Source organism: Actinomyces radicidentis, assembly GCF_001553565.1.
GTDB classification, from domain to species: Bacteria; Actinomycetota; Actinomycetes; order Actinomycetales; family Actinomycetaceae; genus Actinomyces; species Actinomyces radicidentis.
Genome location: NZ_CP014228.1, coordinates 2,609,013 through 2,631,598 on the forward strand (window position 1 = coordinate 2,609,013; position 22,586 = coordinate 2,631,598).

Annotated in this window: 17 protein-coding genes, 1 tRNA gene and 2 pseudogenes; 5 read left to right on the forward strand and 15 right to left on the reverse strand. The window is 71.3% G+C overall.

Annotated features, from left to right (window positions below):
• The first annotated feature begins 1 nt into the window (after position 1).
• Complete coding sequence (locus tag AXF14_RS11070; protein ID WP_067943220.1) at positions 2-286, forward strand: YciI family protein; 285 nt, start codon at positions 2-4, stop codon at positions 284-286.
• A gap of 122 nt (positions 287-408) precedes the next feature.
• On the opposite strand, the gene AXF14_RS11075 is transcribed toward AXF14_RS11070, so the two are convergent.
• The 10 genes and pseudogenes from AXF14_RS11075 to AXF14_RS14925 form a co-directional block, all read right to left on the reverse strand.
• The gene (locus AXF14_RS11075) at positions 409-2,961 is read right to left on the reverse strand and encodes an HAD-IC family P-type ATPase (protein ID WP_067943222.1); all 2,553 of its coding nucleotides are present in this window, start codon (positions 2,959-2,961) and stop codon (positions 409-411) included.
• Positions 2,958-3,947 carry a TerC family protein gene (locus AXF14_RS11080; RefSeq protein ID WP_067943224.1) on the reverse strand — a complete coding sequence of 330 codons (990 nt, stop codon included), beginning with the start codon at positions 3,945-3,947 and terminating at the stop codon, positions 2,958-2,960. The genes AXF14_RS11075 and AXF14_RS11080 overlap by 4 nt, the downstream gene beginning before the upstream one ends.
• Positions 3,948-4,064: 117 nt before the next feature.
• The gene (locus AXF14_RS11085) at positions 4,065-5,090 is read right to left on the reverse strand and encodes a TerC family protein (protein ID WP_067943226.1); all 1,026 of its coding nucleotides are present in this window, start codon (positions 5,088-5,090) and stop codon (positions 4,065-4,067) included.
• A 272-nt stretch (positions 5,091-5,362) separates the two neighbouring features.
• Positions 5,363-7,459: an excinuclease ABC subunit UvrB gene (uvrB, locus tag AXF14_RS11090; RefSeq protein ID WP_067943228.1), complete on the reverse strand. Its 2,097-nt coding sequence runs from the start codon at positions 7,457-7,459 to the stop codon at positions 5,363-5,365.
• 63 nt (positions 7,460-7,522) lie between these two features.
• Positions 7,523-8,782 (reverse strand): dephospho-CoA kinase, encoded by a 1,260-nt coding sequence (gene coaE / locus AXF14_RS14805; RefSeq protein ID WP_084355535.1) that lies wholly within the window; start codon positions 8,780-8,782, stop codon positions 7,523-7,525.
• Between the two features lie 105 nt (positions 8,783-8,887).
• Entirely contained in the window at positions 8,888-9,214 is a 327-nt protein-coding gene (locus AXF14_RS11100; protein WP_067943229.1) for a DMT family transporter, read from the reverse strand.
• Positions 9,215-9,439: 225 nt separating this feature from the next.
• A complete protein-coding gene (aroD, locus tag AXF14_RS11105) occupies positions 9,440-10,231 on the reverse strand; it encodes a type I 3-dehydroquinate dehydratase (RefSeq protein WP_067943231.1) in 792 nt (263 codons plus the stop codon).
• Between the two features lie 17 nt (positions 10,232-10,248).
• Positions 10,249-11,496, reverse strand: a complete 1,248-nt coding sequence (locus tag AXF14_RS11110) for an MFS transporter (protein WP_067943233.1) — start codon at positions 11,494-11,496, stop codon at positions 10,249-10,251.
• 45 nt (positions 11,497-11,541) lie between these two features.
• On the reverse strand, positions 11,542-11,787 hold the full coding sequence (locus tag AXF14_RS14565) for a hypothetical protein (protein ID WP_067943235.1): 246 nt from the start codon (positions 11,785-11,787) through the stop codon (positions 11,542-11,544).
• Between the two features lie 248 nt (positions 11,788-12,035).
• Positions 12,036-12,248, reverse strand: a pseudogene (locus tag AXF14_RS14925) (hypothetical protein); the annotation flags it as partial.
• 95 nt (positions 12,249-12,343) lie between these two features.
• On the opposite strand from AXF14_RS14925, the pseudogene AXF14_RS14685 reads away from it, so the two are divergent.
• Both AXF14_RS14685 and AXF14_RS14740 read left to right on the forward strand, forming a co-directional pair.
• Positions 12,344-12,814, forward strand: a pseudogene (locus AXF14_RS14685) (oxidoreductase); the annotation flags it as partial.
• Positions 12,815-12,900: 86 nt separating this feature from the next.
• Positions 12,901-13,329, forward strand: a complete 429-nt coding sequence (locus AXF14_RS14740; RefSeq protein ID WP_269465370.1) for an oxidoreductase — start codon at positions 12,901-12,903, stop codon at positions 13,327-13,329.
• Here AXF14_RS14740 and AXF14_RS11125 read toward each other — a convergent pair.
• The 3 genes from AXF14_RS11125 to polA form a co-directional block, all read right to left on the reverse strand.
• Positions 13,284-14,654 (reverse strand): iron-containing alcohol dehydrogenase, encoded by a 1,371-nt coding sequence (locus AXF14_RS11125; RefSeq protein WP_067943239.1) that lies wholly within the window; start codon positions 14,652-14,654, stop codon positions 13,284-13,286. The two genes, AXF14_RS14740 and AXF14_RS11125, sit on opposite strands and share 46 nt — an antisense overlap.
• A gap of 190 nt (positions 14,655-14,844) precedes the next feature.
• Positions 14,845-16,296: a 30S ribosomal protein S1 gene (gene rpsA, locus AXF14_RS11130; RefSeq protein WP_067943240.1), complete on the reverse strand. Its 1,452-nt coding sequence runs from the start codon at positions 16,294-16,296 to the stop codon at positions 14,845-14,847.
• 319 nt (positions 16,297-16,615) lie between these two features.
• On the reverse strand, positions 16,616-19,480 hold the full coding sequence (gene polA / locus AXF14_RS11135) for a DNA polymerase I (protein WP_084355537.1): 2,865 nt from the start codon (positions 19,478-19,480) through the stop codon (positions 16,616-16,618).
• Between the two features lie 17 nt (positions 19,481-19,497).
• On the opposite strand from polA, the gene AXF14_RS11140 reads away from it, so the two are divergent.
• The gene (locus AXF14_RS11140; protein ID WP_067943242.1) at positions 19,498-20,055 is read left to right on the forward strand and encodes a PaaI family thioesterase; all 558 of its coding nucleotides are present in this window, start codon (positions 19,498-19,500) and stop codon (positions 20,053-20,055) included.
• Positions 20,056-20,125: 70 nt separating this feature from the next.
• On the opposite strand, the gene AXF14_RS11145 is transcribed toward AXF14_RS11140, so the two are convergent.
• A complete protein-coding gene (locus AXF14_RS11145) occupies positions 20,126-20,734 on the reverse strand; it encodes an ANTAR domain-containing response regulator (protein WP_067943244.1) in 609 nt (202 codons plus the stop codon).
• An 82-nt stretch (positions 20,735-20,816) separates the two neighbouring features.
• Between AXF14_RS11145 and AXF14_RS11150 the strand changes: the two genes are divergently transcribed.
• A tRNA-Leu gene (locus AXF14_RS11150) sits at positions 20,817-20,890 on the forward strand.
• 76 nt (positions 20,891-20,966) lie between these two features.
• Here the strand turns inward: AXF14_RS11150 and pyk are convergent.
• A complete protein-coding gene (pyk, locus tag AXF14_RS11155) occupies positions 20,967-22,406 on the reverse strand; it encodes a pyruvate kinase (protein ID WP_067943246.1) in 1,440 nt (479 codons plus the stop codon).
• Positions 22,407-22,586: the final 180 nt, after the last annotated feature.

The following is a 22,586-nucleotide window of genomic DNA, read 5'->3' on the forward strand; positions in this document are numbered from 1 at the left end:
CATGAGCAAGATCTTCGCTGTCGAGTACCACTACGTCACGGACAAGGACGACGAGATGGCCGTCGTCCGCCCGGCCCACCGCGCCTTCAACGGCGAGCTCGCGGAGGAGGACCGCCTTCTGGCCGCCGGCCCCTACGTGGGCACGCACGACGCGCTCATCATCGTCCGCGCCGAGGACGCCGAGGGCGCCCTGGCCCTCCTCGACGAGGACCCCTTCCACAAGAACGGTTTCATCGCCGAGCGGATCCCGCACGAGTACAAGCCGGTCATCGGCATCCTCAAGTGAGCCGCTGACGTGCGGTGCTGACGACGACCGTCGGCGCCGCACGAACGGACGGGAGCCCGCCGTCGTCCCCTGAGGACGCCGGCGGGCTCCCGCGCGCTCTGCGGTGGGTGCCAGCCGGACGCTCAGCGCCTGCGGGCGGTCCGCTTCTCCTCGTGCTCACCGACGCGGTCCTCGAGACGCAGGACCCATCGTGCGACGGCGAGGGCCTGGATGCCGGCGACGGCGGCCCCTCCCCCGACGGCGATCGCCGTCCAGGTCCGCCACGTCGGCCAGGCGAGGAGGAAGAACTCACGGACGACGGGGATGAGGACGCCGAGGACCGCGGCCCCGGCCATGAGGAGGATGAGACCGAGCCTCCAGCCCAGGAGCGGCTTCGCGGTGAGGGTGAGGAGCCACAGGCCCGCGATGACGAGGACGAGCGTGGCGCCCGTCGTCACCTGCTCGTCGGCGGCGCCGGTGATCTCGAGCCACTGGCGCGTCGCCAGCGTGGCGGCTCCCGCCACGAGCCCGGCGGGCACGGCCAGACCGAGCACGCGCGGCAGGAAGCCGGCGCGGTAGCGCTGCGAGTTGGGCGCGAGAGCGAGGACGAAGGCCGGGATGCCGATCGTCAGCGAGGACACGATGGTGAGCTGGCGGGGCTGGAAGGGGTAGCTGATGGCGGTGATGGCGACGACGACGGCGATGAGGCTCGCGTAGACGGTCTTGGCGAGGAAGAGGCTCGCGATGCGCTCGGTGTTCGCCATGACGCGGCGTCCCTCGGCGACGACGCCGGGCAGGGCGGAGAACTCGCCGGACAGGAGCACCATGCGGGCGACGGCCTTCGTGGCGGGGGCGCCGTTGCCCATGGCGATGCCGAGGTCGGCCTCCTTGAGGGCGAGGGAGTCGTTGACGCCGTCGCCGGTCATGGCGACGGTGCGTGACCGGTGGTGGAGGGCCTGGACGACGGCCTTCTTCTGCTCGGGGGTGACGCGTCCGAGGACCTGGGCGCCGTCGAGGGCGGCGGCGAGGCGCTCGAGCTGCTCGGGGTCGGAGACCTCGGTGGGCAGCTCGCGGGCGTCGAGCGCGACGGGGGCGGCGCCGTCGGGGCCCTGGACGCCGGCGCGGCGGGCGACGGCGGCGACGGTGACGGGGTTGTCGCCGGAGATGACCTTGACCATGACGCCCTGCTCGCGGAAGTACGCGAGGGTCTGCTCGGCGTCGGGGCGGACCTCCTCCGTGAGCTCGACGAGCCCGGCGGCGGTGAGCCCGCCGGGCAGGGCGGCGTCGCCGTCGGGGGCGGTGCCGAAGGAGGTGCCGCCGTGGGCCAGGGCGACGACGCGGACGCCGTCCTCGGACAGGGCGCGGGCGCGGTCCAGCAGCACGTCAGCACCGTCGGCGGCGTCGAGCACGATCTCGGGGGCGCCCATGACCCAGGCCTCGCCGTCGAGGACGGTCCCGGACCACTTGCGGCGCGAGGAGAAGGCGACGGCGGAGTGCGTGCGGGGCAGGACGGCGGAGACGCCGGGCAGGAGGCGGAGCTCGGTGGATCCGGTGACCTCGGTGCCGGTGAGGGCGGTGAGGACGGCCTCGGCGGTGGCGTTGGGCTCGCTGCCGCCGGTGAGGGCGAGGAGGGGCTCGCGCAGGTCGCCGGCGAGCCGGAAGCCCGCGTCGCGCTGCTCGTCCTGCTCTCCCGGGCCCGGGCCCAGGGGCTCGCCGTCGGCTCCGAGGACCCCGCGCAAGGTGATGCGTCCGGTGGTGAGGGTGCCGGTCTTGTCGAGGCAGAGGGTGTCCACGCGGGCCAGGACCTCGACGGCGGGCAGCTCCTGGACGAGCACGTCCTGGCGCGCGAGCTTGAGGGAGGCGGTCGCGAAGTTGACGCTCGTGAGGAGCACGAGGCCCTGCGGCACCATGCCGACGACACTGGCGACGGCGGCAACGAGCGCGACCCGCCACTCCCCTGAGGACAGTGACTGCGAGACCGAGCCGTTCAGGCGCATCTGGGACCACAGGACGAGCAGCCCGACGGGCACGATGACCCAGGAGATCCAGGTGAGGATGCGGTTCGTCCCCTCCTGGAGCTCGGAGCGGACCACGGAGTAGCGGCGGGCCTCCGTGGCCAGCCGGTGGGCGTAGGCGTCGGCGCCGACGGCGGTGGCGCGCACGAGGGCGCTGCCGGAGGTGACGGTCGTGCCGGACATGACGGTGGCGCCGACCTCGGGGCGCACGGAGTCGGACTCGCCGGTGAGGATCGACTCGTCGACCTCGAGGCCGTCGACCTGGAGCACCGCGGCGTCGGCGGGCACCTGTTCCCCCGCCTTGAGGCGGAGGACGTCGTCGAGGACGACGGCGCCCACCTCGACGTTGCACTCCTCTCCGTCGCGGATGACGTGGGCCACGGGGGCGTCGAGCACGGAGAGGCGATCCAGGGCGCGCTTGGCGCGGATCTCCGCGAGGGTGCCGGTGGCCGTGTTGAGGACGAGGACGAAGCCGAAGAGCGCGTCGGCCCAGTGCCCGAAGACGAGGGTGAGGACGAGGGCCGTCGTGATGATGGCGTTGAAGATCGTGAAGACGTTGGCCCGCAGGATCTGGCCGCCGGAGCGGGACGTGCGGGTGCGGAACTCGTTGGTGCGCCCCTCGCGGACGCGCTCGGCGACCTCCGCGCTGCTCAGACCCGACGTCGGGCGCCCGTGCGTCACTCGCTCCTCCTCGTGTGGATGCCGCTCGTCACGGCGACGAGCACCAGCGTCACGATGATGACCCCGAGGGACACGGTTGTCGAGGGCTCCGGGATCGCGAGGATCGGCTCGCCGCCGTTGAGCCAGGAGAAGTCATTCTCATGGAGGGCGTGGTTGATGAGCTTGAAGCCGATGAAGCCGAGGATGACGGCCAGGCCGTAGGGCAGGTAGACGAGGCGCTCGAGGAGCCCGTCGATGAGGAAGAAGAGCTGCCGCAGGCCCAGCAGGGAGAAGGCCGTGGCGCTGAAGACGAGGAAGGGCTCCTGGGTGAGGCCGAAGATCGCGGGGATCGAGTCGAAGGCGAACATGAGGTCCGCGGTGCCGAGCGCGATGACGCAGATGAACAGGGGCGTGATGCGGGTGCGGCCGGCGTGGCGGTGGACGAGGCGGTTGCCGACGAAGCCGTCGGTGACGGGGACGACCTTGCGGATGAGACGGGTGACGCCGTTGTCGACGTACTCCATGCCGTCGTCGGGCTCGTCCTCCTCGTGCACGGCGTCGATGATCTGCTTGACGGCCGTGTACAGCAGGAACGCGCCGAAGAGGTAGAAGATCCAGGTGAAGCGCTCGATGAGGGCGGCGCCGAGAAGGATGAAGACGAGGCGCAGCACGAGCGCGATGACGATGCCGAGGAGCAGCACCTTCTGCTGGTAGTCCCGAGGCACGCGGAAGGCGCTCATGATGAGGATGAAGACGAAGAGGTTGTCGACGCTGAGCGACCACTCGGTGAGCCACCCGGCGAAGAACTCCTGCCCGGGGACCGCGCCGTAGATCGCCCAGATGACGACGCCGTAGGCGGCCGCGAGGCCCATGTAGCCCAGCGTCCACAGCGTCGCCTCCTTCATGGTGGGCGGGTGCGGGTTGCGGGCGTGCCCGAGGAAGTCGACGGTGAGGAGCCCGAGGACGATGGCGGCGAGGCTGATCCAGGCGATGGGGTGGACGATCATGGGTGCTCCTGACGGAGGCGGGGCGCCGGTGGCGTCAGGTTGCTCCAGGGACGGGTGGTGGTGGCTGGCGGGGCTCTGCGCCACCACCGGGTACGCGGCCCGGCGGTGGCGCCCGCCTCAGCCGGTGGGCTCGGCCTCGGTGCCGACCGTCCGGCGGGCGGGTGCCGGCCGGGAGGAGAGCAGCGAGGCGATGACGGTGATGACGATGGTGAGGACGATGAAGCCGAGCGAGACGGCGATGGAGGGCTCGGGGACGAGGTCGACGTGCCGGCCGCCGTTGATGAAGGGCAGCTCGTTGGTGTGCAGGGCGTGGTTGACGAGCTTGAGACCGATGAAGCCGAGGATCGCCGCGAGCCCGTAGTGGAGGTAGACGAGGCGGTCGAGCAGACCGTCGATGAGGAAGTAGAGCTGACGCAGGCCGAGCAGGGAGAAGGCGTTGGCGGCGAAGACGAGGTACGGCTCGGCGGTGAGCGAGTAGATCGCGGGGATGGAGTCGACGGCGAACATGACGTCGGCGGTGCCGATGGCGATGATGCACAGGAGCATCGGGGTGATCATGGTGCGGCCGGCGTGGCGGTGGATGACCTTGCCGCCGACGAAGCCGTCGGTGATGGGGACGACGCGGGAGATGAGCCGGACGAAGGCGGAGGGCTCGTAGTCGTCGGCCTCGTGCTCGTCGGGGGTCTCGACGCCCTCACGGGCCTGGGAGATCGCGGTCCACAGGAGCCAGGCGCCGAAGAGGTAGAAGACCCAGGAGAAGTTCTCGATGAGGGCGGCGCCGACGAGGATGAAGACCAGGCGCAGGACCAGGGCGATGACGATCCCCGCCAGGAGGACCTCCTGCTGGTACTTCCTGGGCACCTTGAAGGCGGAGATCATGATGACGAAGACGAAGAGGTTGTCGACGCTGAGCGCCTTCTCGGTGATGTAGCCGGCGAAGTACTCCTGGCCGAACTGCCCGCCCCACACGGCCCAGACGATGCCGCCGAAGACGACGGCCATGGCGATGTAGGCGATCGACCACCAGGCCGCCTCCTTCATCGTGGGCTCGTGGGGTGTGCGCACGTGGCCGACGACGTCGACGGTGATCATGGTGAGGATGATCGCGGCGAGCGCGATCCATCCGAGGGCGTGCACGTCCATGCGGGTGCTCCTCCGGTACGGGTCGGGTACCGAAGGTCTCCTCCCGCCATGCCCGCACCGTCTGCGCGGTGCCGATCTGGCCTGCGACGCCGGGGGCCTGCGCGCCGGGCCGGTGCCGGGTGCCAGGTCCGCCGTGATGACGACGTCGCCGTTGGTGGGAGTACTCCCCTCCGAGTGGTCGCCCTGAGTCTAACGTCCCAGGGCGACCTGTCGAGTCGGCGGGTCGGATGGTGCCCGGGCCGGTGTCCCTGCCGCGGGGAGCGCCGGGAGCCTCACGACGTCGCGCGCATGTCGCGCAGCTCCTTCTTGAGGTCCTGGATCTCGTCGCGCAGGCGGGCCGCGAGCTCGAACTGGAGGTCCTCGGCGGCCTGGTGCATCTGGTCGGTGAGGTCACCGATGAGCTGGACGAGGTCCGACTCGGCGGCGCCGGCGAGCTTCTCGCGGACGGTCGTCTCCGCGGCCTTCTTGCGGCGGGACCTGACGGCGCTCTCCTCGTGGCCTCGGTAGCCGCCGGCGAGGAGCTCCTCGGTGTCGACGTCCTCTCGGGCGAGCATGTCGGTGACGTCGGCGATCTTCTTGCGCAGCGGCTGCGGGTCGATGCCGTGCTCGGTGTTGTAGGCGAGCTGCTTGGTGCGGCGCCGCTCGGTCTCCTCAATGGCCTCCGCCATCGCCGGCGTGACCTTGTCCGCGTACATGTGGACCTCGCCCGAGACGTTGCGGGCGGCGCGGCCGATCGTCTGGATGAGGGAGCGGGTGGAGCGCAGGAAGCCCTCCTTGTCCGCGTCGAGGATGGAGACGAGGGAGACCTCCGGAAGGTCGAGGCCCTCGCGCAGGAGGTTGATGCCGACGAGGACGTCGAACTGGCCCAGGCGCAGCTCGCGCAGCAGCTCGACGCGGCGCAGGGTGTCGACGTCGGAGTGGAGGTACTCGACGCGCACGCCGCGGTCTGCGAGGTAGGTCGTGAGGTCCTCGGCCATGCGCTTGGTGAGGGTCGTCACCAGCACGCGCTCGTCCTTGTCGGTGCGGCGGCGGACCTCCTCGAGGAGGTCGTCGATCTGCCCCTCGGTGGGCTTGACGACGATCTTGGGGTCGACGAGGCCGGTGGGACGGATGATCTGCTCGACGACGCCGTCGGACAGGTTCATCTCGTAGTCGCCCGGGGTGGCGGACAGGTAGACGGTCTGGCCGATGCGGTCCTCGAACTCGCCGAAGGTGAGGGGGCGGTTGTCCAGGGCCGAGGGCAGGCGGAAGCCGTGGTCGACGAGCGTGCGCTTGCGGGAGGCGTCGCCCTCGTGCATGGCGCCGATCTGCGGGACGGTCACGTGCGACTCGTCGATGACGAGCAGGAAGTCCTCGGGGAAGTAGTCCAGGAGCGTGTTCGGCGGGGTGCCCGGGGATCGTCCGTCGATGTGCATCGAGTAGTTCTCGACGCCGGAGCAGGTGCCGATCTGCTTGAGCATCTCCAGGTCGTAGGTGGTGCGCATGCGCAGGCGCTGCGCCTCGAGGAGCTTGCCGTCGCGCTCGAGGACCTGGAGGCGGTCGGCGAGCTCGTCCTCGATGCCCTCGATGGCGCGGCCGAGGCGCTCGGGGCCGGCGACGTAGTGGGAGGCGGGGAAGATGAAGACCTGGTCCACCTGGGCGATGACGTCCCCGGTCACCGGGTGGAGGGTGGCGAGGGACTCGACCTCGTCGCCGAAGAACTCGATGCGGATCGCGAGCTCCTCGTACATGGGGATGATCTCGACGGTGTCCCCGCGCACGCGGAAGGTGCCGCGCGTGAAGTCGATGTCGTTGCGCGTGTACTGCATGCCGACGAAGCGGCGCAGGAGGTCGTCGCGGTCGATCTGCTCCCCCACGGACAGCGGCGTCATACGGTCGACGTACTCCTGGGGCGTGCCCAGGCCGTAGATGCAGGACACCGACGACACGACGACGACGTCGCGGCGCGTGAGGAGCGAGTTCGTGGCGCTGTGGCGGAGGCGCTCGACCTCGTCGTTGATGGAGGAGTCCTTCTCGATGAAGGTGTCCGTCTGCGGGACGTAGGCCTCGGGCTGGTAGTAGTCGTAGTAGGAGACGAAGTACTCGACGGCGTTGTTGGGCAGGAGCTCGCGGAACTCCGCGGCCATCTGCGCGGCGAGGGTCTTGTTCGGCTCGAGGATGAGGGTGGGGCGCTGGACCTGCTCGACGAGCCAGGCCGTCGTCGCCGACTTGCCGGTTCCCGTGGCGCCGAGGAGGACGATGTCCTTCTCCCCCGCGCCCAGTCGCTCGGTGAGCTCCTTGACGGCCGTGGGCTGGTCGCCGCTGGGCTGGTAGGGGCTGATGACCTCGAAGGGCTTCTCGGCACGGCGGAGGTCGGTGACGGGGCGCATGGTGTCAGGCTACGCGGCGCCCACGACGCGCTCCCAGGGCGCGCACCACAGGCGGTTGCGCCGTCAGGGAAGGGCCGGGGCGATCCGGTTCTCCCAGACCCAGTCGACGCCGGCGGTGAGGTCGGCCCGGGTGCCGTTGTTGAGGAGGAGGACGTCGGCGAGGGCGCGCCGCTCCTCGTCGCTCGCCTGGTTCTCCATGCGGGCGAGGGCCTCGTCGCGGGCGAGGCCGCGTCCCTCGAGCCGCTCGAGGCGCAGCGGCAGCGGGGTCTCGACGACGATGACGGCGTCGAAGAGGTCGGCGATGCCTCCCTCTGCCAGGAGCGGGACGTCGTAGACGGCGACCTGCCCGGAGGGGACGCGGTCGATGCGCTCGGCGGCGGTCACCGCGATGATCGGCAGGGTGATCGACTCGAGCCTCGCGCGGGCCCCGGGATCGGCGAAGACGATGCCGGCGAGGGCCTGGCGGTCGAGGGCGCCGTCGTCGGTGAGGACGGTCGGGCCGAAGGCCTCGGCGATCGCCGCGAGTCCCGGGGTTCCAGGCTCGACGACCTCGCGGGCGAGGCCGTCGGCGTCGACGACGCTCGCGCCGTGGGCCTCGAGCATCCTGGCGACGGAGGACTTCCCGGAGCCGATGCCGCCGGTGAGGCCCACGCGTAGGGGGCGGTCCGTGCGCGGGACGGCGAGGCGTCCGAGGCCGGTCCGAGCAGCGGCGCGGCGACGGGCCTGGTCGGCGAGCTCGACGACGAGGCGCGTGAGGACCTCGGTCGTCACCTCGACGCCGAGGGTCTCGAGGGAGGGCACGTGGACGAAGCCGACGTACGGGGTGTCGTCGCCGGAGCCCTCGCTGAGTGCCTGGGCGGTCTCGAGGGCCGCGTAGAGGGTGGCGTTGCAGACGTAGCGGCCGGCGTCGTCGGAGGACTCGACCGGGAGGCCGGCGGCTCGCAGCCGGCCCACAAGGGCCTCGGACTGCCAGGTGGAGCGCAGCGTCTCGGCTCCGCCGGGGGTGAGCCGCTCCCCCGCGGGCCGGTGGCCGGCGTTGTCGGGGATGCGGGCGTCGGCGATGTTGCGGGCCGTGGTCTCGAGGCTGACGGCCTCTGCCGCGGCGTTGACGCCGACGTGGAGGACGACGTCGGGGCGCAGGCTCTCGATGAGCTCGCGGGAGCGTGCGGCGGCACCGTCGAAGGTGACGGGCAGCTCCTCGGTCCTGAGCTCGGCGGTGCCTCCCGCCAAGGGGATCCGGGCGGGCAGGCGCTTGACGGCCTCCCAGGAGGCGTTGACGTCGGCGCCGCCGAAGGGCTCGAAACCCGTGACGAGCACGGTCATCCTGTCAGGCACCAACCGGGACTGCGCCGGCGACTGAGACTGCATACCCGGCAGGTTAGTACCGCGTTTTGCCCACCGCGACCCGGTGCGACCGCGCCGGGCCCGCTACTCGGGCGAGCCCTCGACGAGCTTGAGGCCGACGACGCAGCCGACGAGCCCCATGAGCAGAAGGATCTTGATGACGGAGGCGGACTCGGCGCCGGTGGCCATGGCCCAGGTGACCGTGACGGCGGCGCCGACCGCGGTCCAGACGGCGTAGCCGGTCCCGACTGGCACGTCCTTCAGGGCGATGGAGAGCCCGCCCATCGAGATGAGGCAGGCGACGGCGAAGACGATGGTCGGTCCGAGGCGGGTGAAGCCCTCGGAGCGGTCCATGGCGGTGGCCCAGACGGCCTCGAAGAGTCCGGAGCCGATGAGGATGAGCCAGGGCACGACGCCCTCCTTCCACCGGCCCCATCGCCCGGGGCTGGGCGTCGTGGCGGCCGGCACCTGCGGGGCCGTCCCCGCCCGGTTCCCGTGGCCGCGGGTCGTCCCGCGGCGCGCCGATCCTATCCGGGACGCGGCTCGGCCCCGCACCCTCCAGGGGTGCGGGGCCGACCGGTGGGCTCCGGGCGTCGCGGCCGTCGCGCCGCCGAGTAACGCCCGCGAGTCTGGGGGTCAGTCCGACAGGGCGTCCATGACCTGGGCCAGGGTGCCGGTCGGGATCTGGCCGGGTGCTGAGGCGGCGCCCGCGGTCCCGAAGGTGGCCGCCGAGCCGAAGGTCCGGCCGGCGACGCGGGAGACGACGCCCGTGGCGCCCATCGACATGGTGATGATGGGCGTGTCCGGGTTGGCCGCGTGGAAGTCCCACGTGGCGCGCAGGAGGGTGAGGACGTCCGCCGGGTCCTGCGGCATGACCGCGATCTTCGGAACGTCGGCGCCCATGTCGCGCATGCGCTCGAGCCGGCCCACGATCTCCTCCAGCGCCGGGGTGGCGTGGAAGTCGTGGTTGGACGCGATGACGACGGTCGAGGCGGTGTGCGCCGCCTCGATGACGGCGGCCACCTGCTCGGCGTCGCGGAAGGCCTCGACGTCGACGAGGTCGGCGCCGCCCGCGGCCACGACGGCGCTCAGCAGGGCCGCGTAGTCGGCGTCGTCGATGGCGCGCTCGCCGCCCTCGGCGGCGGTGCGGAAGGTGACCAGGAGGGGCAGGCCCCCCTGTCCGTCGGCGGCGAGCTCGTCGAGGGCGCCGCGCAGGCGCTGCGCGCCGTCGATGACGGCGGCCTGGTAGGCGTCGAGGTCGGTGAGGTCCTGGCGGAAGTAGTCGATCCGCCACTCGACGAGGTCGACGTCCTGACCGACGAGGGCGCCGACGGCGTCGAGGGCGCCGTCGAGGTCCTTGGCGGTGATGGGGACGATGATCTTGGGACGGCCCGAGCCGAGCTCGGTGCCGCGCACGGAGATGGTCATGAGGTGCTCCTGGCCCGTCAGCGCGTCGAGGCGGCGGCGCCGCGGAAGACGGCGGCGTGACGGATGTTGACGAGGATGCCGAGGACGAGGCCGAGCACGGTGACGCCCGTGCCCATCCACACCACGGCGAGGATGTTCAGGTTGAGGATGCCGGATAAGAGCGGCAGGAGGAAGGAGGCGAGCGAGCTGGCCGTGAACACCATGCCGGTGGTCTTGCCCTTGCCGCCCGGGAAGAACTCCGCCATGACGTTGATGAGGAGCTGGAGGAGGCCGCCCGAGGCGAAGAAGCCGATGAGGAAGGCGGAGACCTGGAAGGCGCCCGACGTCGAGAAGAAGGCGAGGCCGAGTTGGCCGAGCACCGTGCCCAGGGGGCCGATGACGAGGAAGCACACGGGCTTGATCGCCTTGGCGACGAGGACGGCGGTGACGAACACGCTGATGAGCGAGCCGAGGGCGTAGGTGCTCGTCAGGCCCGCCGCCGCGACGTCGGACATGCCCGCGAGGGACTTGCCGAAGTCGGGCAGCGCGTTCTGGGCGAGCCAGAAGCCGCCGAGGGTCGTGAAGCCCATCGCGATGATGGCGACGCCCTCGACGGCGAGCTTGGACACCGGGGCGGAGGCGGGCTCGTCGGTGGTGGAGCTCGCGGCGTTCTCGGCGGCGAGGCGCTCGAGCTCCGCGGCCTCCTCGGCGGCGATGGCCTTGTAGTCCGGGAAGGGCACGAGCAGCATGAGGACGAACAGCGCCAGTATGATGGCGGCGGCGACGAGCAGGGCGATGTTCCACTGCAGGCTGCGGGTGATGATCATGCCGATGATGACGGGCAGCAGGTACTGGCCGCCGGCGATGAAGGCCTTGACGGCGACGTTGGCCGAGCCGGCGACGCGCGGGAAGACCTCCATGAGGGTCGGGTAGGCGCCGCCGTCGACGACGGAGTTGGCGCAGCCGAACAGGAAGCCCAGGAGCGAGGCGACGATCCAGCTCGGGACGAAGGCGAGCCCGAAGAAGAAGGCCGCGTACATGAGCATCGCGATGATGAGCGAGGGCCGACGGCCGGAGCGGTCCGCCAGCCAGCCGCCCAGGTACTGGGTCAGCAGCTTCCCGAGCCCGATCGCGGAGATCGCGTAGGCGACGCCGGCCCCGGTCTCGTTGCTCCAGTGCTCGAGGAAGAAGGGCTTGTGCTGGGAGATCATGGTCACGGCCATGCCGTGCATGAAGTAGGACAGGTAGACGGCCAGTGCCGTCGACAGGTAGCGCTTGTCTCGCATGTGCGGGGCTCTCGGGTTCGGGGGTGGCGCGGGAGGGGCGCCGGGTCAGCTCTCGTCGGCCATGTGCTCGCGCACGTAGTCGAGGGGCATGTCCTGGCCGGTCCACATCTTGAAGGAGGCGGCGCCCTGGTTGTACATCATGTCCAGACCGTTCATGTACTGGCAGCCGGCGGCCTCGGCCTGCTCGAGGAAGTGGGACTTCTTGGGGGCGTAGACGACGTCGGAGACGAAGAGGTCGGGGCGCAGGACGGAGGTGTCCGGCAGGGCCGAGATCCCCTCGAGCGTGCCCATGCCGACGTTGGTGCCGTTGGCGAGGATGCCGGAGGAGGCGACGGAGGTGCGGAAGGCGTCGAGGTCGTCGAGGTCCTGGATGGAGACGTCGCAGCTCGTGTTCTGCTTGATCGTCTCGATGGTGCGCTCGCCGAGCTCGTAGAAGCGGTCCTTCTTGTGAGGATGCGGATCGCCTTGGCGCCGTCGAGGGCGGACTGGACGGCGATAGCGGTGGTCGCGCCCCCGGCGCCCATGAGGGTGATGGTCTTGCCGGCGACGTCGATGCCGTGGCCCTTGAGGGCGTCAACGGCGCCGGGGAGCTCCTCGTCGTTGACCTCGAAGCACAGGTAGGCGTAGTCGGGCCCGAGCTTGGACAGGGCGAGGTTGTGCATCCGGGGGCTCTTGGAGTGGCGGATCGGGTAGGCGATGAGCCTCAGGAGCTCGGTGTGGCCGGTGATGCGCTGGTGGACTTCCTCAGACACGGCGTCTGCCTTCCTTGGCTACTGCTGGATCCTGCGTGACCGTCCCCATAACGGTTGAGACCAGCACGCGGGCACGGGACCTATGAGCCGCACGGATGAATCGCGTGGCTCACGCTCTAGGTGCTGGTCAGGCCGGGTTCGCGGCGGCACCGGGCGATCCCCGGCGGTCGCGGTCCGGGCTCCACACCACGCACTGCACCCAATCGGAGAGTCTCGTGACCGACTACCCCACCCTGTTCAGTCCCCTCACCGTCAAGACGCTGACGGTCAAGAACCGCTTCGTCATGCCGCCGATGGGCACGAACTTCGCCGACACCGACGGCCAGATGCCCGACGAGCACATCTCCTACTACGAGCAGCGCGCCCGTGGCGGCACCGGCCTCATCACGGTGGAGAACATCAACGTCGACTACCCGATGGGCTCCAACGGCACCACCCAGCTGCGCATCGACCACGACCGATACATCCCGACGCTCTACCGTCTCACCGAGCGCCTCCCCTCCTACGGCCCGATGGTCTCGATCCAGATCAACCACGCGGGCGCCTCCGCCATGGACGAGCGCATCGGCGCCCAGCCGATCTCCGCCTCGCGCATCCCGTCCAAGGTCGGGGCAACCCGCCCCGCCCGGCCACGGTCGAGGAGCTCCACGACATCGTCCGCAAGTTCGGCGCCGCCGCCCGCCGCGTCCAGCAGGCCGGCTTCGACGCGATCGAGGTCCACGCGGGCCACTCCTACTTGCTCAACCAGTTCCTCTCGCCCTACTACAACAAGCGCGAGGACGAGTACGGCGGCTCCCCGGAGAACCCCGCCCGCCTGGCCAAGGAGGTCATCGCCGAGGTCCGCAAGAACGTCGGCCCGAACTCCCCGATCTCCGTGCGCCTTCAAGGAGAAGTTCGGCACGCCGGTCATCACCACCGGCAGCATCCGCCACCCCGAGGTCGCGGAGCGGATCCTCGCCTCCGGCGACGCCGACTTCGTGGGCGTGGGCCGCGGCCTCGTCGGGACCCTCGAGCCGCGAGGTGCGGCCGATGGCGTCAGCCCTCGTGGCGCTCGATGGCGTGGCCGAGGGTGTGCCCGTAGTTGAGGAACTCGCGCAGGCCGGACTCGCGCGGGTCCTGCCCGACGACGTCGGCCTTGACGCGCACGGCCCGCTCGACGACCTCGGCGAACTCCGTGGTCGTCGTGTCGAGCACGCGGGCCGGGTCAGCCTCGATGATCTCGAGGATGCGGGTGTCGGAGATGAGCCCGGCCTTGACGACCTCCGCCAGGCCGGAGGCGACCTCGGCCTCGGGGAGCGCGGTGAGGAGGTCGAGGTCGGCGACGACGGCGCGGGGCGGGTAGAAGGCGCCCGCGAGGTTCTTTCCGGCGCCGGTGTTGATGCTCGTCTTGCCGCCGACGGAGGCGTCGACGACGCCCATGACGGTGGTGGGGACGAGGACGAGCTCGATCCCGCGCTGCCACGTGGCCACGGCGAAGCCCGCGAGGTCGGTGACGGCCCCACCGCCGACGCCGATGATGACGTCGGATCGGGTGAGGCCCTCGGCCCCGAGCTCCTCCCAGCACTCGGAGAGCGCGGCGGCCGTCTTCGCGTCCTCGCCCGCGGGCACCTCGAGGAGCCGCACCGAGCGGCCCGCGTCGGCGACGACCTCGGCGATGCTGCTCGCGACGCCGGCGGTCCCGGGCTCGTGGACGATGAGGGCGCGCTCGGCGCGGTCGGGGAGGACCACGGCGACGCGGCCGAGGATCCCGCGCCCGAGCTCGACGTCGTAGGTGGAGCGCTCGCCGCTCACGCGGATGACGGCGGAGGTCCCGGGGACGGCCGAGCCAACGGCGAGGACCTCCGGGTCCAGCCCGTGGTGGGCGACGAGCTTCTCGGCGAGGGCGTCGGCGATCTCGGAGGGCAGCACGCCGTTGGTGTCGACGTCCCAGGCCGTGACGGCGGCGAAGGCCTCCTGGCGTGCGGCCGTGACGGCGATCCACTTCTCCGTGGCGTCGTCGCCGGCGAGGAGCGGACGCCCCTCTGCCCCGCCGATGCGGTCGCCGATGTGCTCCTTGTCCACCTCGAGGCGGACGACGACGTGGTTGCGGAGGAGCTCGCGGGTGGAGGCGGTCGTGATGGCTCCGCCGCCGAGCGCGAGGACGCCGTTGAAGGCGGACAGGAGGTGGGCGATCGAGCTCGCCTCGACGCTGCGGAAGTGCGGCTCGCCGTAGGTCTCGAGGACGTCGGGGATGGAGAACTGGGTGATGTCCTCGATGAACTCGTCGGCGTCGAGGAAGGGGACGTCGAGGCGCTCGGCGATCTTGCGACCGACGGTCGTCTTGCCGGCGCCCATGGGGCCGACCATGACGGCGAGGGGGCCCGCGCTACGGGTGGCGGCTCGGCGCTCGGTGATGGTGACGGACATCGTCATCCTCCTGCTACGTGCCGCGTCCGGGGACCGGGGACGCGGGGTCGTGCCCACCGGGTCGTCGGTCACGGCTCCACCCTGTCACGTCCCCGGGACCGTCCCGGTCGCGTCTCAGCGGGCGTACGACGGCGCCCCGACCACCGCGGGGTGGTCAGGGCGCCGTCAGGAACGGTTCAGGCTGTCACGCTCAGTTGCCGGTCAGCTTCTCGCGGAGGGCGGCGAGCGCCTCGTCGGAGGCGAGGGTGCCGGTGGCCTCGGCCGGGGCCGAGGAGTACGAGGTGGACTGGGCGGCGCCGGCGTCGCCGGTCTCCGTGTCCTCCTCGAGCGCCTTGGCGACCTGGGCCTTGTGGGCCTCCCAGCGGGCGTGGGCGGCCGCGTAATCGGCCTCCCAGGCCTCGCGCTGGGCGTCGTAGCCCTCGAGCCACTCGTTGGTCTCCGGGTCGAAGCCCTCGGGGTACTTGTAGTTGCCGTTCTCGTCGTACTCCGCGGCCATGCCGTAGAGCGACGGGTCGAAGTCCTCGGAGGCCGGGTCGACGCCCTCGTTGGCCTGCTTGAGGGAGAGCGAGATGCGGCGACGCTCGAGGTCGATGTCGATGACCTTGACGAAGACCTCCTCGCCGACCTTGACGACCTGCTCGGGAACCTCGACGTGGCGCTGGGCCAGCTCGGAGATGTGGACGAGGCCCTCGATGCCGTCCTCGACGCGGACGAAGGCGCCGAAGGGGACGAGCTTGGTGACCTTGCCGGGGACGACCTGGCCGATGGCGTGCGTGCGGGCGAAGGCCTGCCACGGGTCCTCCTGCGTCGCCTTGAGCGACAGGGAGACGCGCTCACGGTCGAAGTCGACGTCGAGGACCTCGACGGTGACCTCCTGACCGACCTCGACGACCTCGGACGGGTGGTCGATGTGCTTCCAGGACAGCTCGGAGACGTGGACGAGGCCGTCGACGCCGCCGAGGTCCACGAAGGCGCCGAAGTTGACGATCGAGGAGACGACGCCGGTGCGGACCTGGCCCTTCTGCAGGGTCTGCAGGAAGTTGGTGCGGACCTCGGACTGGGTCTGCTCGAGCCAGGCGCGGCGGGAGAGGACCACGTTGTTGCGGTTCTTGTCCAGCTCGATGATCTTGGCCTCGAGCTCGCGGCCCACGTAGGGCTGGAGGTCGCGGACGCGACGCATCTCGACGAGGGAGGCGGGGAGGAAGCCGCGCAGGCCGATGTCGAGGATGAGGCCGCCCTTGACGACCTCGATGACGGTGCCCGTGACGACGCCGTCCTCCTCCTTGACGCGCTCGATGGTGCCCCACGCGCGCTCGTACTGGGCGCGCTTCTTGCTCAGGAGCAGACGACCCTCCTTGTCCTCCTTCTGGAGGACCAGGGCCTCGATCTCGTCGCCGACGGAGACGATCTCGTCGGGGTCGACGTCGTGCTTGATGGACAGCTCGCGAGCGAGGATGACGCCCTCGGTCTTGTAGCCGATGTCGAGAAGGACCTCGTCGCGGTCCACCTTGACGACGGTGCCCTCGACGATGTCGCCGTCGTCGAAGTACTTGATGGTCTCGTCGACGGCGGCGAGGATCTCCTCGGTCGAGCCGATGTCGTTGACGGCGACCGGGGCGGGGCTGGGCGTGGTGGTGGTCATTGAGTGGTTGCTCCGAAAGTGGACAGGTGGGTCGGGCGGATAGAGTCCGTGCGTCCCACGCCCCGACGACCAGCCCGGACTGGTCCCCGGCGCGGCGGGTTCGACGACCGGTTCCACCGGAAGGCGGTGCGGCGTCGGTACCCAGAGGCGCACGCCTCGGACTCTACCAGGACGTGCCCAGTTCGTGACCTGTGGGAGGTCACGGAGATCCCGGGACGGAGCCGTGGAATCGCTCACGTCGGCCTCCGGCGCGAACCGGCGCCCGTCCCAGGCCGGCGCTCCCGGCGACGCCCGCAGCGCTTCCCCCGGGGCCTCCCGCTCAGTGCGCGGCGTCGCGCCAGGTGGCGCCGCGGCCGACGGACACGTCGAGGGGGACGGAGAGCTCGGCGGCGGCGCCCATGCGCTCCCGCAGGAGGTCCTCCACGGTGCCGGCCTCGCCGGGTGCGACCTCGACGAGGAGCTCGTCGTGGATCTGGAGGAGGACGCGCGACGCCAGGCCGGTCTCCGCGAGGCCCTCGGCGACGTCGATCATGGCCTTCTTGACGATGTCGGCGGCGCTGCCCTGGATGGGGGCGTTGAGGGCGGCGCGCTCGGCCGTCTCGCGGCGCTGGCGGTTGTCGCTCGTGAGGTCGGGGAGGTAGCGGCGGCGCCCGAACATGGTCTCGGTGTAGCCGTCGCGGCGGGCCTGCTCGACGACGGCCTCGAGGTAGTCGTGGACACGGCCGAAGCGCGAGAAGTAGGCGTCGCGCAGGGCGGCGGCCTCGGCGTTGTCGATGCCGAGCTGCTTGGCCAGGCCGAAGGTGGACAGCCCGTAGGCGAGCCCGTAGCTCATGGCCTTGACGTGGCTGCGCTGCTCGGCGGTGACGTCCTCGACGTCGATGCCGTGGACCAGGGCCGCGACGTAGCGGTGGAGGTCCTCGCCGGAGCGGAAGGCCTCGATGAGGGCCTCGTCGCCGGACAGGTGCGCCATGATGCGCATCTCGATCTGGGAGTAGTCGGCGGTGACGAGGCACTCGTAGCCCTCGCCCACGGTGAAGGCCTCGCGGATGCGTCGGCCCTCCTCGGTGCGGGCGGGGATGTTCTGGAGGTTGGGGTCGATGGAGGACAGGCGGCCGGTGGCGGCGACGGTCTGCTGGAAGGTCGTGCGGATGCGCCCGTCGGGCTGGACGGACTTGCGCAGCCCCTCGACCGTCTGGCGCAGCTTGATGGCGTCGCGGTGCTCGAGGAGGTTCTCGAGGAAGGGGTGCCCGGTCTTGGCGTAGAGGTCGGCGAGCGCCCCGGCGTCGGTCGTGTACCCGGTCTTCGTCTTGCGGGTGCGCGGCATGCCGAGCTCGTCGAAGAGGACGGTCTGGAGCTGCTTGGGGCTGGAGAGGTTGAGCTCGTGGCCGGCGGCGGCGTAGGCGCCCTCGGCGGCGTGGGTGACGCGGGCGTCGAGCTCGGTCTCGCGCTCGCGCAGGACGTCCTCGTCGACGGCGATGCCGGCGTGCTCCATCTCGGCGAGGGTCGCGGCGACGGGCATCTCGAGGTCGGTGAAGAGCTCGGTGGCGCCGCGCTGGTCCATCTGGGCGTCAAGCGCCTCCTGGAGCGGGAGGAGCGCGGCGGCGCGGCGTGCGGAGGCGAGGGCCGCCGTCGGGACGGCCGCCTCTCCCCCGCCGAGGGCGTCGAGATCGAAGGCGGACTGCGCCTCGGAGGGCTCGTCGGTGACCGTGAGGGAGGCGAGGTCGAGGCCCAGCCAGCGGTCCGCGAGGGCGTCGGTGGAGTAGTCGCGCTGCTCGGGGCGGCACAGGTAGCCGGCGAGCGAGGGGTCGGCGACGACGCCGTCGAGGTCGAGGCCGCGTCCGGCGAGGGCGTGCCAGGCGCCCTTGGCGTCGGCGACGACCATGGGACGGGCCGGGTCGGCGAGGAGGGCGGCGAGTGCGGCCTCGTCCTCCGGGGAGACGAGGGCCGTGTCGACGGCGACGGCGTGCTCGCCGTCGGACAGGGACACGAGCTCGGCGGAGCCGCGGCCGGGGCGCAGGTCCCCGGCGACGTCGAGCCCGAGGAGGACGGCGTCCTCGCCCTCGGCCGGTGCGGGCAGGTGCTCCTCGAGCCAGCGGGCGAGGCCACCGGGTGCGAGGCCCAGCTCGCCGGAGCCGCCGAGTACGGCGACGTCGAGGGCCTCGAGGCGGGCCAGGGGCGAGTCGTCGCCGAGCTCGGAGTCCGCGCGGGCCTCGGCGCCCTCGGAGGTGTCGGCGAAGGTGAGCGTGCGCAGGGCCCGCTGGTGGAGGGTTCGGAACTCGAGGGCCTCCATGACGCGGGCCAGCTCGCGGCGGTCCGCGCCGACGAGGCGCAGGTCCCTGGCGGGGTCGACCCCGAGGTCGAGGTCGGTGAGGAGGCGGTTGAGTCGCCGGTTGCGGATGACGTCGTCGAGGTGGTCGCGCAGGGACTGGCCGGCCTTGCCCTTGATCTCGTCGGCGTGGGCGATGACGCCCTCGAGGCCGTCGTAGAGGTTGATCCACTTGGCGGCGGTCTTGGGTCCGACTCCGGGCACGCCGGGAAGGTTGTCGCTCGTCTCGCCGACGAGGGCGGCCAGGTGCGGGTAGCGCTCCGGTGGGATCCCGTAGCGCTCCTGGACCTCCGCGGGTGTCATGCGGCGCAGCGTGGACACGCCCTTGATCGGGTAGAGCACCGTGCAGTGCTCGGTGACGGTCTGGAAGGAGTCGCGGTCCCCGGAGCACACGAGGACCTCCATGCCGGCGTCCTGGCCGCGGCGGGCGAGGGTGGCGAGGATGTCGTCGGCCTCGTAGCCGGGGGCGGTGAGGGTGCGCACGCCCATGGCGGCGAGGAGCTCCTCGATGAGCTCGACCTGCCCGATGAAGGGCCGCGGGGTCTCGTCGCGGGTGCCCTTGTACTCGGCGTACTCCTCAGTGCGGAAGGTGCCGCCGGGCAGGTCGAAGGCGACGGCCACGTGAGTGGGCTCCTCCTGCTCGAGCAACGAGAAGAACATGGAGGTGAAGCCGTGGACTGCGTTCGTGGCCTGCCCGGTCGACGTCGTGAACGAGTCCACGGGGAGCGCGAAGAAGGCGCGGAAGGCCATGGAGTGGCCGTCGATGAGCAGGAGCCGCGGGCCGTCGGCGGCCGCGGCGCCGGAGGCGCTGGCGGACGGGGTGGTGCTGGCGGGGGTGCTGGAATCCGTGGTGCTCACCGTGCCAGCCTACGGGCATGAGCGAGCAGCACCTCCCCGCCACCCCCGACGGCTCCCCCGTTCCCGGGCCGACCGCGCGCACCGCGGACGCGCCCGTCGGCTTCCCGGCGCGCGGCGCGCGTCCCTTCCCGGACACGCACCCGGCCGGCTCGGCGGTCTCCGCGCCCGCTGCTCCCCCGGTGCCCGGCGGGCTCGAGGACTGGGAGCAGGGCACCCTCATGGCGACCCTCGGCATGGAGGTCCTCGAGCGCTCCGCGGACCGCACCGTCGTGACGATGCCCGTCGAGGGCGCCCGCCAGGTCATCGGGATCCTCCACGGCGGCGCCTCCGCGGCGCTCATCGAGACGGCCGCCTCCGTGGCGGCGCGGCAGGCGGCACCCGCAGGGACGGTGTCCGTCGGCGCGGAGCTCCAGGTGAGCCACCTGCGGCCGGCGACGGCGGGACGGGTGACGGCGGTGGCCACCCCCGTCCACCGGGGGCGGCGCACCGCCGTCTACGAGGTGTCGGTCCTCGACGAGGACGGCCGTCGGGTCGCGCGCGGGACGCTGCGCAGCCTGTTCACGGACCGGGGCTGAGCCGCCGGGATCGTCCGCCTCAGCACTGAGGCGGACCGCCCGACCGGAAGCGCGGCGCCCGACCGGAGCGTCAGTCCTCCTTCGTGGAGGTGCCGACCTGCTCGATGACGGCGTCGGCGACCTCGCGCATGGTGAGGCGGCGGTTCATGGAGGTCTTCTGGAGCCAGCGGAACGCCTGCGGCTCGCTCAGGCCCATCTTCTCCATGAGGAGGCCCTTGGCGCGGTCCACGCGCTTGCGGGTCTCGAAGCGCTCCTGGAGGTCGCTGATGTCGTTCTCGAGGGACTGGATCTCCTCGTGGCGGGACAGGGCGATCTCGACGGCGGGGATGAGGTCCGCCGGGGTGAAGGGCTTGACGACGTAGGCCATGGCGCCGGCGGCGCTCGCGCGCTCGACGAGCTCCGTCTGGGAGAAGGCCGTGAGCATGACGACGGCGGCGCCGACCTTGTCGACGATCTGCTCGGCGGCGGTGATGCCGTCCATGACGGGCATCTTGACGTCCATGACGCACAGGTCCGGCTCATGCTCCTCGGCGAGGCGCACGGCCTCCTCGCCGTCGGCGGCCTCGGCGACGACCTCGAAGCCGGCGTCGGTGAGGGTCTCGACGATGTCGAGGCGGATGAGGGTCTCGTCCTCGGCGACGAGGACCCGGCGGGAGGAGGTGGAAGACTCGTTGCTCACGACCCGATCCTAGTATGCTCGGCGCGGTCGCGAGGACCGGGGCGGCGTCGCGAGACTCACGCCCGGGGACCGCGCGATGCACGCCCCCGTAGCCCAACTGGCAGAGGCATCCGACTCAAAATCGGAGTGTTGTGGGTTCGAGTCCCACCGGAGGCACGACGACGCGGAAGGGGCTCCGCACCGGATGGTGCGGAGCCCCTTCGTCGCGTCCCGAGGCTGGACGGGTGCCGACTCAGGCCCTGGTGGCCCGGTAGTCGACCTCCTCGCCGACGGTGTGGACGCGGATCGAGTTGGTCGAGCCCGGCGTGCCCGGCGGCATGCCGGCGACGATGATGACCGAGTCGCCGGGCTGCGCGAGCTGCTTGGCCTGGAGGATCTCGTCCACCTGGGCGACCATCTCGTCCGTGTGACGGACCTCCGGCACGGTGTAGGTGCTCACGCCCCAGGAGACGGCGAGCTGACGGCGGGTCGACTCGAGCGGGGTGAAGGCCAGCAGCGGGATGGGCGAGCGCAGGCGGGACAGGCGGCGGGCCGTGTCACCGGACTGCGTGAAGGTGACGAGGTAGGTCGCGTCGAGCTGCTCGCCCATCTCGGCCGCGGCGCGGGTCAGGGCGCCGCCGCGGGTCTGCGGGTAGGAGCCGAGCTCGGCGATGCGCTCTCCGCCGTTCTCCTCGACGTTCTCGATGATGCGGGCCATGGTGCGCACGCACTCGATCGGGTAGGCGCCGACGGAGGTCTCGCCGGAGAGCATGACCGCGTCCGCGCCGTCGAGGATGGCGTTGGCGCAGTCGGAGGCCTCGGCGCGCGTCGGGCGCGGGTTCTGGATCATCGACTCGAGCACCTGGGTGGCGACGATGACCGGCTTGGCCTGGCGGCGGGCGAGCTCGATGGCGCGCTTCTGAACGAGCGGCACGGACTCAAGGGGCATCTCGACGCCGAGGTCGCCGCGGGCGACCATGATGCCGTCGAAGGCGGAGACGATGTCGAAGAGGTTGTCGACGGCCTGCGGCTTCTCGATCTTCGCGATGACCGGGATGCGCACGCCCTCCTCGTCCATGATCTGGTGGACGTCCTCGATGTCCTTGGAGTCGCGGACGAAGGACAGGGCGATGAGGTCGGCGCCGATGCGGCAGGCCCAGCGCAGGTCCTCGCGGTCCTTCTCCGACAGCGCGGGGACGGAGACGGCGACGCCGGGGAGGTTGAGGCCCTTGTGGTTGGAGACGTAGCCCGGCACCTCGACCTTGGTGATGACGTCGGTGTCGGTGACGGCCGTGACGCGCACGGCCACGTTGCCGTCGTCGATGAGGAGGCGGTCGCCGGGGCGGCAGTCGCCCGGCAGGCCCTTGAAGGTGGTGCCGACGCGCTTGACCGTGCCGAGGACGTCCTCGGTGGTGATGGTGAACTCGTCGCCCTTGTTGAGCATGACCTTCTGGTCGTTGACGAAGTTGCCGAGGCGGATCTTCGGGCCCTGGAGGTCGACGAGGATGGCGACCGGGCGGCCGGAGGCGGCGGAGGCCTCGCGGATGCGGTCGATGACGACCTCCTGGTCCTCGGCGCGCCCGTGGGAACGGTTGATACGGGCCACGTTCATGCCCGCGTCGACCAGCGCCTGAACCTGCTCGGGGGATTCGGTCGCGGGTCCCAGTGTGCAGACGATCTTCGCTCTTCGCATGGGCCAGATCCTACGGGATGGTCCGTCTGCGAACGAGTCCCCACAGTGGTCTCACGCCCTGTTGGGAGGAGGGTCACGCGGTGTTCACCGTCGGCATCGTCCTCCCTCCCGCCGACCGGGCGCCGCTCCCCCACGGATCCATCGGCGCCGCGCGAGTTGCCCCGGGAACGCGCCGTGCGC

What these genes read in the sequence shown, in the direction of transcription:
- AXF14_RS11080 (WP_067943224.1), bottom strand. Translation starts at nt 3,947, where the DNA reads ATGATCGTCCACCCCATCGCCTGGATCAGCCTCGCCGCCATCGTCCTC.
- coaE (WP_084355535.1), bottom strand. Translation starts at nt 8,782, where the DNA reads ATGACCGTGCTCGTCACGGGTTTCGAGCCCTTCGGCGGCGCCGACGTC.
- rpsA (WP_067943240.1), bottom strand. Translation starts at nt 16,296, where the DNA reads ATGACCACCACCACGCCCAGCCCCGCCCCGGTCGCCGTCAACGACATC.
- AXF14_RS11140 (WP_067943242.1), top strand. Translation starts at nt 19,498, where the DNA reads ATGAGCGAGCAGCACCTCCCCGCCACCCCCGACGGCTCCCCCGTTCCC.
- AXF14_RS14565 (WP_067943235.1), bottom strand. Translation starts at nt 11,787, where the DNA reads ATGGGCACGCTCGAGGGGATCTCGGCCCTGCCGGACACCTCCGTCCTG.
- AXF14_RS11110 (WP_067943233.1), bottom strand. Translation starts at nt 11,496, where the DNA reads ATGCGAGACAAGCGCTACCTGTCGACGGCACTGGCCGTCTACCTGTCC.
- AXF14_RS11125 (WP_067943239.1), bottom strand. Translation starts at nt 14,654, where the DNA reads ATGTCCGTCACCATCACCGAGCGCCGAGCCGCCACCCGTAGCGCGGGC.
- uvrB (WP_067943228.1), bottom strand. Translation starts at nt 7,459, where the DNA reads ATGCGCCCCGTCACCGACCTCCGCCGTGCCGAGAAGCCCTTCGAGGTC.
- aroD (WP_067943231.1), bottom strand. Translation starts at nt 10,231, where the DNA reads ATGACCATCTCCGTGCGCGGCACCGAGCTCGGCTCGGGCCGTCCCAAG.
- pyk (WP_067943246.1), bottom strand. Translation starts at nt 22,406, where the DNA reads ATGCGAAGAGCGAAGATCGTCTGCACACTGGGACCCGCGACCGAATCC.
- AXF14_RS11070 (WP_067943220.1), top strand. Translation starts at nt 2, where the DNA reads ATGAGCAAGATCTTCGCTGTCGAGTACCACTACGTCACGGACAAGGAC.
- AXF14_RS11085 (WP_067943226.1), bottom strand. Translation starts at nt 5,090, where the DNA reads ATGGACGTGCACGCCCTCGGATGGATCGCGCTCGCCGCGATCATCCTC.